The organism is Salinispora sp. CH2A1_6 (assembly GCF_056820975.1).
On record NZ_JBXEDG010000017.1, the window covers coordinates 73,478 to 85,024 of the forward strand.

15 protein-coding genes are annotated in these 11,547 nt (G+C 66.2%); 11 read left to right on the top strand and 4 right to left on the bottom strand.

The window, feature by feature from the left end; translation table 11 throughout:
• Positions 1-18 precede the first annotated feature (18 nt).
• On the bottom strand, positions 19-744 hold the full coding sequence (locus AC1UKG_RS24645; protein WP_482641972.1) for a GOLPH3/VPS74 family protein: 726 nt from the start codon (positions 742-744) through the stop codon (positions 19-21).
• A 505-nt stretch (positions 745-1,249) separates the two neighbouring features.
• Here AC1UKG_RS24645 and AC1UKG_RS24650 point away from each other — a divergent pair.
• Both AC1UKG_RS24650 and AC1UKG_RS24655 read left to right on the top strand, forming a co-directional pair.
• The gene (locus tag AC1UKG_RS24650; RefSeq protein WP_475890768.1) at positions 1,250-2,152 is read left to right on the top strand and encodes a Scr1 family TA system antitoxin-like transcriptional regulator; all 903 of its coding nucleotides are present in this window, start codon (positions 1,250-1,252) and stop codon (positions 2,150-2,152) included.
• Positions 2,145-2,351 (top strand): DUF397 domain-containing protein, encoded by a 207-nt coding sequence (locus AC1UKG_RS24655; protein WP_475890770.1) that lies wholly within the window; start codon positions 2,145-2,147, stop codon positions 2,349-2,351. The genes AC1UKG_RS24650 and AC1UKG_RS24655 overlap by 8 nt, the downstream gene beginning before the upstream one ends.
• A gap of 173 nt (positions 2,352-2,524) precedes the next feature.
• Here the strand turns inward: AC1UKG_RS24655 and AC1UKG_RS24660 are convergent, their stop codons facing one another.
• On the bottom strand, positions 2,525-3,916 hold the full coding sequence (locus AC1UKG_RS24660; RefSeq protein WP_482641971.1) for an NsdA family TPR-like regulatory protein: 1,392 nt from the start codon (positions 3,914-3,916) through the stop codon (positions 2,525-2,527).
• Between the two features lie 259 nt (positions 3,917-4,175).
• On the opposite strand from AC1UKG_RS24660, the gene AC1UKG_RS24665 reads away from it, so the two are divergent.
• The 7 genes from AC1UKG_RS24665 to AC1UKG_RS24695 all read left to right on the top strand — a co-directional run bounded on the left by AC1UKG_RS24665 (position 4,176) and on the right by AC1UKG_RS24695 (position 10,350).
• Positions 4,176-4,448 (top strand): hypothetical protein, encoded by a 273-nt coding sequence (locus tag AC1UKG_RS24665; protein ID WP_482641970.1) that lies wholly within the window; start codon positions 4,176-4,178, stop codon positions 4,446-4,448.
• 78 nt (positions 4,449-4,526) lie between these two features.
• Complete coding sequence (tgmB, locus tag AC1UKG_RS24670) at positions 4,527-5,468, top strand: ATP-grasp ribosomal peptide maturase (RefSeq protein WP_482641969.1); 942 nt, start codon at positions 4,527-4,529, stop codon at positions 5,466-5,468.
• Entirely contained in the window at positions 5,465-6,568 is a 1,104-nt protein-coding gene (locus tag AC1UKG_RS24675; RefSeq protein WP_482641968.1) for a methyltransferase domain-containing protein, read from the top strand. The genes tgmB and AC1UKG_RS24675 overlap by 4 nt, the downstream gene beginning before the upstream one ends.
• An 87-nt stretch (positions 6,569-6,655) precedes the next feature.
• Entirely contained in the window at positions 6,656-7,465 is an 810-nt protein-coding gene (locus AC1UKG_RS24680; RefSeq protein WP_482641967.1) for a helix-turn-helix domain-containing protein, read from the top strand.
• Between the two features lie 238 nt (positions 7,466-7,703).
• On the top strand, positions 7,704-8,219 hold the full coding sequence (locus AC1UKG_RS24685; protein ID WP_482641966.1) for a hypothetical protein: 516 nt from the start codon (positions 7,704-7,706) through the stop codon (positions 8,217-8,219).
• Between the two features lie 306 nt (positions 8,220-8,525).
• Positions 8,526-9,653: a chymotrypsin family serine protease gene (locus tag AC1UKG_RS24690; RefSeq protein ID WP_482641965.1), complete on the top strand. Its 1,128-nt coding sequence runs from the start codon at positions 8,526-8,528 to the stop codon at positions 9,651-9,653.
• Positions 9,654-9,771: 118 nt separating this feature from the next.
• Positions 9,772-10,350 carry a hypothetical protein gene (locus tag AC1UKG_RS24695; RefSeq protein ID WP_482641964.1) on the top strand — a complete coding sequence of 193 codons (579 nt, stop codon included), beginning with the start codon at positions 9,772-9,774 and terminating at the stop codon, positions 10,348-10,350.
• 83 nt (positions 10,351-10,433) lie between these two features.
• Here AC1UKG_RS24695 and AC1UKG_RS24700 read toward each other — a convergent pair whose 3' ends face one another.
• Positions 10,434-10,643 carry a hypothetical protein gene (locus AC1UKG_RS24700; RefSeq protein WP_475890781.1) on the bottom strand — a complete coding sequence of 70 codons (210 nt, stop codon included), beginning with the start codon at positions 10,641-10,643 and terminating at the stop codon, positions 10,434-10,436.
• A gap of 101 nt (positions 10,644-10,744) precedes the next feature.
• Here AC1UKG_RS24700 and AC1UKG_RS24705 point away from each other — a divergent pair, with 101 nt between their 5' ends.
• Positions 10,745-10,915 (top strand): hypothetical protein, encoded by a 171-nt coding sequence (locus AC1UKG_RS24705; RefSeq protein ID WP_475890782.1) that lies wholly within the window; start codon positions 10,745-10,747, stop codon positions 10,913-10,915.
• On the opposite strand, the gene AC1UKG_RS24710 is transcribed toward AC1UKG_RS24705, so the two are convergent.
• Positions 10,904-11,119, bottom strand: coding sequence for a hypothetical protein (locus AC1UKG_RS24710; RefSeq protein WP_018219119.1), 216 nt, complete (start codon positions 11,117-11,119; stop codon positions 10,904-10,906). The genes AC1UKG_RS24705 and AC1UKG_RS24710 overlap by 12 nt on opposite strands.
• 63 nt (positions 11,120-11,182) lie before the next feature.
• Between AC1UKG_RS24710 and AC1UKG_RS24715 the strand changes: the two genes are divergently transcribed.
• Positions 11,183-11,473 carry a hypothetical protein gene (locus AC1UKG_RS24715; RefSeq protein ID WP_482641963.1) on the top strand — a complete coding sequence of 97 codons (291 nt, stop codon included), beginning with the start codon at positions 11,183-11,185 and terminating at the stop codon, positions 11,471-11,473.
• The last annotated feature ends 74 nt before the right edge of the window (positions 11,474-11,547 follow it).

Consider the following 11,547-nt stretch of genomic DNA (forward strand, 5'->3'; position numbering starts at 1 on the left):
GGGATGGGGGTGTGGCGCTTAGGAGGTGCGGTGAGAAAGAACGGCGGTACCGACAGCGACACCGAGGTCGGTGAGCAGGTCGGTTAGCTGTGGCGGCAGCTGTGCGAGCTGCTGCTCTAGGTACTGCCAGGCGGATTTGGGGGCACCGTCGAGCACCGCTGCGGCCAGTTGGGTGTGCTGCGCCAGACCGGCCAGGAGGATGTCCCGTTCGGTGAGCGGGCCACCATGGCGTAGCTGCACGGACAGTTGCGCCACCCCCGAGTACGCGACGTTCGTGTCTGTCGGGACGTACGTGGTGCGCCGCCGCCAGCGAGGTCCGGCCGTCTCCTCCTGGAGCAGCCCCGCCTGCGTCATCCGCTCCGCGACCTGCTCAGCGTCAGTGCCGGCGAGGTAGAGCAGCCAGGCATGAATCGTGGTGTGCTGCTGGTGACGGCGCAGCCGGTCGAACACCTTGAGTTGCAGCCAGTCCGTTGGCGTCGGCCCGTGGTTCCGGATCTGAACATGCCGCTGATAGAAGTCAATTCGGGCAGCGAAGTACAGCTCGGCGAGCAGCCCGGCGGCCAATCCTAGGGACACCGCGATGGGGAACAGCCGAGGGTGGCCGGTCTGATCGTCGTGACTCAAAAAGTAGAAATCGTTGGCGATCAGCGGCGCACCGGCCATGCCGACTGCGCGCGGGTACGGGGTGGGAGGGTGCTGGGCCGGCGGGGCGCTGTGGCCGCCCGCGCCAGGGGGTTGGTTCATCGCTGGCCTTCCTGCCTGCCGCTTCGGCCGGCTGGGTCGAGGCTGGCCCAGAAGCTACGGTTCGCTTCCGCTGCGTCCTCAGCCGAAAGTTCGTCGCATCCAGCCCAACCGCCGTGGTGGCCGTACAGGGTGGCCTCGCCTAGGCCCTGAATGCCGAACGGCTCGTATGGCTGTTCGTCGTCGCTGGGCACAAACCACTTCCGGCGGCTCAAAAGACCACCCTCTCTGGGTGAAGCGCGTGGCTCTGGGCGATAGGAGCGCATAGGCCATCGACGACACGACGAGTGCGTCTGTCGCCGTGAACACATCGAGTTAGGACCATTCAAGCGTGAGTCTGCCCAAAAAACAATGGCTCACCCTGATCCGGCTAGTGGAGGTCGGAGTACTGTGAACTCACTCAGGTGATGCTGCCGCGTTCAGGATCGGCTAGTTGCTGCTGTACCCTGCGGTGTGTATTAATTGGGCAAGACATGTGCCCAAAAAACGGTTGGGAGGAAGTGCCCGGGTGTCCGACACGATTGGGTCTGCGCTCCTGCGCCGCTACATCGGCCGCCGCCTCGCGGCTCTACGCGAGCGTGTCGGCCTGACACAGGAGCAGGCAGCGAAGGCTCTGGAACGTGGCCGCGCAACGCTGGGTCGCATCGAGGACGGCGACGATCGAGTCCGGTTCAGGGAGATCGACGTCAGGGCGATGCTCGCCATCTATCGGGCGACGGAGCAGGAGACAGAGCTGCTGCTCGGGTTGACGGCCGAGACGCGCAACGGGCGTCGGAAGAGCTGGTGGCATGACTACACATCGTCGGCGTTGCCAGGCTGGTTCGGGCTGTACGTGTCCCTGGAGGACTCCGCCGAGACGATCCGGCAATATCTGGGGGAACTGGTTCCCGGCCTGCTCCAGACACAGGCGTACGCCGAGCAGGTGACCAGAGTGCCCGCCGGCTACGTGACCGAGGACGAGATCGATCGCCGGGTGCGCGTGCGGATGGAGCGGCAGTCACTGCTGCGCCGCCCCCGGGCACCCCACCTCAACGTCATCATCAACGAGCCGGTGCTACGTCGCCCGGTCGGTAACGGCGACGTGATGGCCGAGCAGCTTGGTCACCTTGTAGAGGTGCAGCAACGCGCGAACGTCGAGATTCGTGTGCTGCCGTTCTCGGCCGGCGTGCATGGCGGCATGGCCGCCTGTGGGCCATTCACCATCCTGGACTTCCCGGCGGCCTCGACCGGTGATCCGCTGGAACCCCCGCTGGCGTACGTGGAGTCACTGACTGGTGCGATGTACCTCAACAAGCCCGAGGAGGTTGGGGCGTACCGGCTCGCCTGGCACGACCTCGAAGAGCGCGCTCTCGACGTTGAGGCGTCGAGAGCGTTCATGAAGGAACTACAGGAGGGATACACCCGTGCATGATCCGACCGACGCCATCTGGCGCAAGAGCACTTGGAGTGGAAACGGGGGCGACTGCGTTGAGGTCGCGACCAACCTACTCGACCGTGAGGGCGTGCTGGTGCGCGACAGCAAGAACCCCGGAGACGGCCACGTCGCCTTCACCCCTGCCGACTGGAACGCCTTTGTGGGTGGGGTTCGGGACGGCTCGTTCAACCTGTGACCTGGTGCGGCGATGACAGCGCCGCACCAGGGCACCAGATGTGCAATTCGAGCAGTCGACAGCCCTAGAAGAGCAGCCAACGGACAGTGGGCCCGGGCACTCCCCGTGCCCACTTCCTTACTCTAGGACGGCCGTCAATGCCCTGGGCCGCGCTCCGCGCCGGCCGCGACTCGTCACCAAGACCGGGACATGCGCGATGTCCCGTCGTGAAGGAACTCGCGGGCATCGGCGCAGAACCGCGCCACGTTGGAGTCGCTGCGGTACTGGTGTAGCGCGTCGGCGAGGGTACGCACGTGTTTGACGCAGCGCGCGGAGGCCACCTGGTCAGACAAAGTGGCTACGGCCTGGTCCCCCAAAGCGACGGCTTGGTCGAGGTCGGGCACCTCTTGACGGGCGTAGGTCTGGCCAAGCAGGGCGCTGCGTAGCGCACCCTCCCTGGTGCAGTCGCCGCCCTGAAGGCGTCGCGCCTCCCGCAGATGAGTGCGGGCAGCGGACCAATCCGCAAGCTTGAGGTAGGCGTAGCCGGCCATAGCGTGCGCCTGAGCCTCGTCAATCCAGTAGGTCCAGTCCGGGTCGCCGTGGTCGGGGGCCGCGCCGCCGAGCGCGTTGAAAGCCGCATCGATCGCGCGGCGGGTTTCGGTAGCAGCCTGCTCGTTGGCGTGGGCCTCGGCCGCCCGCAAATGCAGGATGGCCGTGACCTTGGGGCTAGCGGCGGGGTAGCCGGCGCGGGCGGTCTCAGCGAGGGTGACGGCCTGGCGTGTCTGGCCGAGGTCTTTGGCCTGGCAGGACATGACTCCCAAAATGATCGCGCCGAGGGCACGGTCGCCGGCGGCGTGTGCTTCGTGCAGACCCGCGGCCCAGTAGCGCTGCGCGGCCGGGTGGTGGCCCGCATCGAACGCCAGCCAGCCGGCTAACCGTAGGATCTCTGCGGTGCTTGAGTGCAGCCGTCGGCCGACAGTATCGGTGTAGCTTCGCTGCGTCAGTAGGGTGGTGACGGTGCTCAGGTGTTGGCGGACGAGTCCGAGGGTTTGCCCGCCGCCGAGGTGGTCGTCCATGCGGCGGAGGTCTGCGGTGATCGCGTCGATGTGGTCAACCACATCGACGGGGAGTGCGTAGCCGCGCGCGGCTGTCGGTGAGCCGGCGGGGCCCGCGATCAGCCACTCGTGGCCAGAGACGGTCATAGCAGAGCCGAGCAACGTTACGAACGTCCGCCGTCGCATGATCCCACCCTCGTTGACGGTTTGGACCGCCTGCAAGGCCCCGTCCACGGTCCAGGGCAGGACAAGTCCCGTGGAGGCCGGAACCTTCTCACGGGGTTCGTCAGGCCAGCCCAGGTCAGACGCGATGATCGTGCGGCCCAGCAGATTTGACAGCAGTTGCGCGGCCAGGGACGGCCAAGGTCGGCCAGGGACGGCACCTCGACGCCACTTGTAGGGCGTTTTGGGGTGTAGCCGGTTGTGAAGGCCCTGGCGGGCGGCGGAATCGTTGAGGCGGCCGGCGCATGCTTCGGGGGTCAATTTGGCCTCGGTCAGCAGCCGGTCGAACTCCGCGCCGTTCCCACTCATCGGTGGCACAGTAGCGGCTATTGGGCAACTCCGTCACTCGCCCTGGCGTTGGCTGCCCGCGTTGGTGTCGTGTCGTGTGTGGGACCTGTACCTGTACACAGCGCTGAGATGGCGCTCCGCCCCCCTGACCCAAGGCGGGGGGCAGTGTGGTGTTCGCGGGCACCATCGGCACCATCGGCACCGGTGGCACCAGTAGCCAGACATCAACGCGGCGGGATGTACTGGCTTAGCTCAAGTGTCCGTCTTTTGAGGAGCGATCATGTTGAGTTCCACTCCGCTGCGACTCCACCAAGGCCCACGGAGCGGCGAGTCCCCGACCGTAGCCCCGGCGGCGGTGCCGGTGTCGTTCGGCTTCGGGCAGGCTCGGCCGATGCCCACCGACAACGTCTTGGACCTGACCGGCGTCGAGTACGACGACGCTCGCCAGGTCGCGACCGTCAACGGACTCACGTACGCCGCGCTTGGTGGTCCGCTCGCGGCGACCGTGCGCCAGACGCGCGAGGATGGCCAGCTCTGGGACGACAAGGACTGATCCAGCAGTGAGCGGCGGCCCGCCACGGTCATCACGTGGCGGGCCGCCCGTCGCACTCCCCTCCCGGAAGGCCCTGACATGGCAGTCCTCATCCTCACCCACCCCCTCGACATCACCGTGGACCCGGTGATCGAACATCTCCACGATGCCGGGCGAGAGGTGGTGCGTTTTGACACCGCCGACTTCCCGCAGAGTTTGCAGCTGTCCGCAACGTGGGATGGTGCCTGGATCGGAACGTTGCGCAGCAAGCGCCGCACGGTGCGGCTATCTGACATCACCGCCGTCTACTACCGGAGGCCCACCGGATTCGTGCTGCCCGATGACATGTCCGACGGCGAGCGGACATGGGCATCCGATGAGGCGCTGCACGGCCTCGGGGGCGTCCTCACGGCCCTACCGGCGGTGTGGGTCAACCGCCCCGATCGGGTCGCCGCCGCAGATTTCAAGCCACGGCAACTCGCCGCAGCCCACCGCGCGGGGATGACGACTCCCCGAACGATCATCACCAACGTGCCCGGTGCCGCTCGCGAGTTCGCCGAGTCCTGCCCCGGGGTGATCTACAAAACGTTGGCCGGAAGTCCGAAACGGGCGGGCCTGCTGCACACGACCAGCACCGTGACGGTTGAGCAGGCGGGCGACCCAGGGATAGCCCACACCGCCCACCTACTCCAAGAGCAGGTACCCAAGGCGTGCGAGGTGCGCCTGACCGTTGCGGGCCCGGCGCTGCTCGCCGCGCGGATCGACACGCACTCCGATGCCGCCGCTCTGGACTGGCGAGCGGACTACGACGCGCTGACCTACCAGCCCATCACCGTCCCGCCGCAGGTGCATACGGCCGTCCGCCGCTTCATGACCGCACTCGATCTCCGATTCGGGGCGCTCGACTTCATCGTTACCCCTGACGGGGAGTGGGTGTTCCTCGAAATTAACCCCAACGGACAGTGGGGATGGATCGAACAAGAAACCGGCTTACCGATCGCCGCTGCGATAGCCGATGAACTGATCAGGGAGGACGCATGACCGACCCCACCGCCGGACCCCGACACGATCTGGCTGCCAAACTCACCACCGCCGGTGCCCTCCGGTCACCGGAATGGATCTCGGCGTTCGCACAGGTACCACGGCATTTGTTCGTTCCCACCTGCTGGCACCGCACCGCCGCCGGCCTGGAACAGCTCGACAGCACGGACCCCGGGCAGCGTGGCCACTGGTTGGCTGTCTGCTACACCGATACCTCCCTGGTGACCCAGATCAACTCGTGCGGGACCGCCACAAGCGCATCCAGCCAGCCGTCCGTCATGGCGGTCATGCTGGAAGCGCTCGAGGTCACCACGGGTAGCACCGTGTTGGAGGTTGGCACCGGCACCGGCTACAACGCGGCCTTGCTATGCCATCGGCTCGGTGACGACCGCGTGCGGACGGTCGAGTACGACCAGGCCCTGTCGGCCACCGCCGCCGCCGCCCTCGCACGAGCCGGCTACCACCCCGCGTTGCGGGTGGGTGACGGCGGGGCAGGCTGGCCCGAGCATGGGCCATACGACCGACTCATCGCCACGTACGGCATCAACCGAGTTCCAGCCGCGTGGCTGCGCCAGTGCGCACCGGGCGGCGTCATCGTCGCCAATCTTGGCCTCGGGCTCGTTACGCTGCGGTTGGACCCACGCGGCGAGACAGCCTCAGGCCGATTCTCGGCCAGGGCCGCATTCATGACCTCCCGTGCCGACCCCGTGACGGCGATGATTCCCGACACCGCGTTCGACCCCGCGGGCGATGGGTGCCCCGTGGAGGTCCCAGCCGATCTGAGGGCCGATGACTTCGTCGCCTGGCTGCACCTGCACTGTCCCGGGGTCGTGCAGATCACGATCCCTGGACCGGACGGCAGCAGTGAGCAGGCTGAGCACATCTACGCCGACGGTGCGGGGTCGTGGGCGCGAGTCGGGCGCGGGCGGGTAGTTCAGGTAGGGCCCGTCTGGCAAGACGTACACCACACGTACCGCTGTTGGGTGCAGGCCGGTTGTCCTGAGGTCGAACGACTCGGGCTCACCGTGGAGGCTGACGGCCGTCACATACTGTGGGTGGACACCCCATCCAGCACACGGCGATGGAGTCTCACTCTGTAGCTCTGCCTGTAGCGATCGTCCGCGCGGGAAGGAGTGGACGTGATGATGAGTGGGCCAGGGCCGATCACGAGCCGTAGGCGTCTGCGTATGGCGCTACGGCAGTTGAGAATCACCGGTGGTCACTCCCTCGAAGGCATCCGGGCTGAGATGGGCTGGTCGCGGTCCAAGGTCATCCGGATTGAGAACGGCATGGTGAGCATTTCCGTCAACGACCTCCGCGCGCTGCTGGCGTTCTACGGAGTCGCTGATCCCGACGAGGTGCAACGTCTTGTGGACATGGCGCGCTCGGCGCGTCGACGACACTGGGCCGGACAGTACCGGACGTACGTGTCGACCTCCTATGCGGACTTGCTGGGCTACGAGGACGATGCCTTACGGGTCAGCCAGTACCACCCCTTTCTGATCCCCGGACTTTTGCAGACCCAGGACTACGCAAGGCTGGTGGCCACGGCCAGCCCGCACACCCGTGACAGTCAGACCGTCGAGGCGCGGGTACGGCTGTGTATGGCCCGACAAGACCGGGTGTTCAGCAATGGCCGACGATCAGTGCGGTTCGTGTTGGATGAACGCGCCCTCAAGCCAGTCCACGACCCTGACGTGATGCGGCACCAAATCGGCAAGATTCTCGGACTGTTGCCGCGGCTCGATTTGGTCGTCCTTCAGCGGGGCAGCGCGGCCGAACCCGGATTCGTCGGCCCGTTTTCCTGCCACGAGTTCCACTCCGACCTCGATCCCGATGTCGTCTGCCTCGACAACCAACCTGACGACGTGACCGTCATCGAAGATCCTGAGACGGTTGCGCGGTACAAGGCAGCGTTTCGTGAGCTGTTCGACCAGGCCGTCCCCGGGGCTAGTGGCCCCGGGCGCGAGATTCTTAAGCGCCTCGGCGGTCACTGACTCTCTCGATCAGCGCGTGAGGCGTGACGGGGGTGCTGGTACTCACACCGTGTCATCCGTAGACGCCACCGGCGCCGCGCTCCCAAACCAGACCACGAAAAAGCTTTGAAATGAAGCTTGACGGCTTCTGGTGTCCCGGTTAGGGTTTATGCATCGCGGAAATGCAAACGCTCGCTCCGCCGCCCCCATTAGGCGGATACAGCAAGCAAATCCTCACCCCTAACCCTTGGAGTAAAAAGTGGACACCAAGAACACGCGCGGCCTGCTGGATGTACCCACCAAGCTCCCGCTCATGTGGTATCGATACGACAACTTGTTCGAGGGCGAGCCTCCGATCAGCTACGACGGTAAGGAAATCGGCGGCCCCCTCACATTGGGGGGCAAGGACCGCGACGGCTTGATCAGGGAGCTGGAAGGCGGGAATGCCGTCTACCTCATCATCCTGGATTTCTACGTCGCGGAATTCGACGACTTCCGCGAGGATCCAGACACCTTCCGCGAGGACCCAGATACCACGCACTACAGGAGGCACGCTGACCGCCTGATGTCTGAGTACCCGGAGCATCTGGTCCGGGTCGGGCACTACGAGAACGGCGAACTTGAGAAAAAGGTAGGGGTACGGCTCGGTATGGATGTACCCGTGAGGGTCTACGACGCGCTGGAAAAGGTACTAGGCGAAGCGCCATGGCGCTGCACCTGCACCTGCACCTGCCACAAGGGATGGCGCTGCACCTGCACCTGCACCTGCTCATAGCCCCAAAACGAACGCCGCCCCGATCACAAGATCGGGTGCGGCGTCGTGTCTACGGGCACCATCGGCACCATCAGCACCTATCGGCACCGGTGGCCAGACAACACCCGGTGAGGTGTACTGGGCCCGACATTGGCTTTCGTCGTTGGGAGCACTATGGCTACGAGTACGACACGTCGCGGCATCGTCGCCGCCGGGCTGGCCGCCCTGCTGGTCGCCTCAGCCCTCACCACGCCGTCCCTGACATCAGCGGCGGTGGGTGTCGAAACTCAGGGCACAGACAACCTGGACCCCGCCCTACGCGCGGAGATGGATCGGCAGAGCGAGCTAGCGCCGGCCGGCAACGTGCTCTGGGAAGAGCAGGTGAGAGCGCCCGAGTCCGGGTGGGCTAGCCTCGCCTACGAGGGCAAGGGCCTCACGCTCTACTGGAAGGGCCCCCTGACACCGGGCATGGCGGCGGCCCTCGAGCGTGCGCGCCAGTGGGGGCCAGTCGTGGTGAAGCCGGCGGCGTACTCCTATGCCGAACTGAAGGCAGCAGCAGACAAGATCATTGCCGCTAGCAAGCGGTATCCCGAGCACGACATACAGTCGATCGGGTATGAAGCCGACGGCAGCGGGCTGGAACTCGCGCGTGGCCCTCAGGTCCTGCATCCGGGAACGGTGGCCACGAGGACCGGGCCGGTAACGTCGGCGGTGCAGATCCTCGGGGAATCGGCGGTCGACGTCCCGGTGGCGGTGGTTGACCGACCCGAGCAGATGCGACTGACGGCGGCCAACCGCTCCGACGATTCGTCCCCGTGGAACGGCGGCTCGAAGTGGGAGGCGTGGCGGGGCAGCCAGGACAGGCGGGCCACGTGCACGACCGGGTTCGGAGTCGTTTCTGGCGGCCGGACCTGGGTGCTGAGCGCCGGGCACTGTGGCTCGCCACCGGACGACGCGTTCCAGGGCGTATGGGGTCAATCTGGTTTTGACAAGATGGGGCCGGTTCACGACGACGATTGGCAGTCAGACCTGCTGCTCATCAATGCTCCCGGCTGGTACAAGATCTTCGACGGGTCAGCAAACACGTCCACCACGAAGGTCGTCAAGGGCTGGGGCGGTTGGACGGCGGGCGAACTGGTCTGCCAGTCCGGCCGGACAAGCGGCACGGTGTGCGGCATCCGGCAGTCCCACGTGCGAGACTATTTCCTTGATTGTCGCTTCGGAGCGGACTCCGATGGCGACTGCGACTACACCATCCGTGGCATCATCGAGGGCTATCAGATCGACGGTCGCGAAGCGACTCGGATCGGCGACAGCGGCGGCCCCGTCTTCGTCCTCGACGGCTCCGGCGTGCGAGCCAAGGGCATCACGGTCGGCGGCGGCGGTACGACATTCTGGTTCCAGGACTGGGCGGACGTGATCCGCGTCTTCAACGCCTACCCACGCACGGGCTAAGCCAGGGCGGTAAGCAGGCGGTGGGCCGCGTGACTTGACGCGGCCCACCGCATCGATTCGGCAACGTGCAGGGGAAACGCGGCGTACCATGCCGCACAAGGGCAAAGGAGACACACCGATGACGACTCAGCAGACGCAAGGCCCCACGCCCGGCCGCGCGCGCCGGCATGCAGTAGTAGGTGGCCTCCTGGCTGCTGCGGTAGCCGTCGGCACCGCGGCGACCATCGGCATAGTCACGGGCGAGCCTGAGCCGGGCCCAGTGCAGGCCGCATCCGTGGCGAACACGGACGCGGGCCCGGTCCACTGTCCCGAACAGTGGCACGAGCCGGCATGGCCAGCCACCCCACTCGCACCGGAGGCCATGGTCCCCACCGGGGCGACCGAGGTTCTGCTGTGCACCTACCCCACGCTCGGGCCAGAACCATGGAGTCTCGGCAGCACCAAGCGCAACACCAGCGACGTCACCGAACTGACCGACTACATCAACGGCCTGGCGACCTCATCCAAAGACGACACCGGCTGCCTGATGCACATCCCGCCTCTGCGACGCAGCATCGTGTTCGGCTACCCCGGGCAGCGCGCGGTAACGATCCATCTGGGCTGCGCCTTCTGGCAACGCGACGGCGGCACGTCCCGCTACGCCGGCGACCAGCGGAAGATCCTCGCGTACTGGGGCCTGAGCTGGAACCAGCACTGAACACCTCCCCCGCGCCCCAAACGGTCAGACCCCGCGCGTTGGCACGCGCGCGACGCGCTCGGCGTACCGGCCGTGGAGTGGACCTAGCGGCGGCCCTCGAGTTCGGCGATCGTGGCCCGGGCCAAGCTCAGATCCACGGCAAGCTGATCGACAAGATCAGCGGCGCTGTCCGAACCTGTGATGCCGGCGCGTTTGAGTGCGTCCCACACGTCATAGAGCGCGCTGAACGCCTCGGCGCAGTTGAGGCGGCAGCGGCCGTGGATGGGTAGGTAGCAAGTCGATTCCTCCTCCATGCGGCGGCTTCCCTTTCGTATTCGTTGCGCGTACCCGGTATGCGAAGGGTGGTGTTGCTGGCCTACGGTCGAGCCTTTCCTTGTTCAGTTAGGAAGGCACTATGTCCTTACACCCCACCACCACCTCACCATTGATAGCCGAGCCGATCCCGTCGCCTGTAGACGCGCTGGTGGCAAGGGAGCTGCCGAAGCTGGTCGCGCTGGGCGTTAGCCTGCTGCTGTGGGTCGGCCTGGGCGCGTTGGGTCGACTGCTGTGGGGCCTAGCGGCGTGAGCGTCTGCCTGGCCACCGGCCGGTGACACGTTTGATCAGGTTAGCGACCATGCCGCGCACCACGTGCGGTGGGAGCCGGCCGCCGGTGGCCTCGGTGATCGCCGCGACGCCGCGGTCGAAGGCACCGGGCGTGCCGTAGCCGATTTTGATCGCGCCTTTGCCGCGCGTCCAGTATTTCAAGATCCCCGATGGGATGTCCGACATGCGCTATCTCCTTTTCTCTCCTTTGCCGGGGACTGCTCGCCGTAAGGGAGCCAGTGCGGCGAGGTGGTCGACGGCGCGATGGAGGCGGGTGTACGCGTCGCGGTCGTGGGTGGCCTGCACTTCGGCGGCTCGGTCCGCGAGGTCTTGGACGGCGTGGTTCAGGTTGGTGATGTGCTGTTCCAGTGTGGCGATGTGGTGGCGGTGCTCGCCTTCGGTTCGCTGGTGGAATGTGGTCACGGCGTCGCGTTGGTCTTTGGTGTCGGCTATGAGGTGGTGGACGGCGCGGGCAAATGCGGTGGGGTGCTGGCGGGCTGCATCGATCAGTGTTTCTGGGGTGGCTGTTTGGAGGGTTGAGGTGGTGAAGGGTTGGTCAGGGGCACGGTCGGCAACGGCGTGGGCGAGGGCCATCCAGGCGTGGGCGGCGTCGG

Coding starts and splice junctions, on each gene's coding strand:
- AC1UKG_RS24645 (WP_482641972.1), bottom strand. CDS start 744: ATGAACCAACCCCCTGGCGCGGGCGGCCACAGCGCCCCGCCGGCCCAG.
- AC1UKG_RS24660 (WP_482641971.1), bottom strand. CDS start 3,916: ATGAGTGGGAACGGCGCGGAGTTCGACCGGCTGCTGACCGAGGCCAAA.
- AC1UKG_RS24665 (WP_482641970.1), top strand. CDS start 4,176: ATGTTGAGTTCCACTCCGCTGCGACTCCACCAAGGCCCACGGAGCGGC.
- tgmB (WP_482641969.1), top strand. CDS start 4,527: ATGGCAGTCCTCATCCTCACCCACCCCCTCGACATCACCGTGGACCCG.
- AC1UKG_RS24675 (WP_482641968.1), top strand. CDS start 5,465: ATGACCGACCCCACCGCCGGACCCCGACACGATCTGGCTGCCAAACTC.
- AC1UKG_RS24680 (WP_482641967.1), top strand. CDS start 6,656: ATGGCGCTACGGCAGTTGAGAATCACCGGTGGTCACTCCCTCGAAGGC.
- AC1UKG_RS24690 (WP_482641965.1), top strand. CDS start 8,526: ATGGATCGGCAGAGCGAGCTAGCGCCGGCCGGCAACGTGCTCTGGGAA.
- AC1UKG_RS24695 (WP_482641964.1), top strand. CDS start 9,772: ATGACGACTCAGCAGACGCAAGGCCCCACGCCCGGCCGCGCGCGCCGG.
- AC1UKG_RS24700 (WP_475890781.1), bottom strand. CDS start 10,643: ATGGAGGAGGAATCGACTTGCTACCTACCCATCCACGGCCGCTGCCGC.
- AC1UKG_RS24705 (WP_475890782.1), top strand. CDS start 10,745: ATGTCCTTACACCCCACCACCACCTCACCATTGATAGCCGAGCCGATC.
- AC1UKG_RS24710 (WP_018219119.1), bottom strand. CDS start 11,119: ATGTCGGACATCCCATCGGGGATCTTGAAATACTGGACGCGCGGCAAA.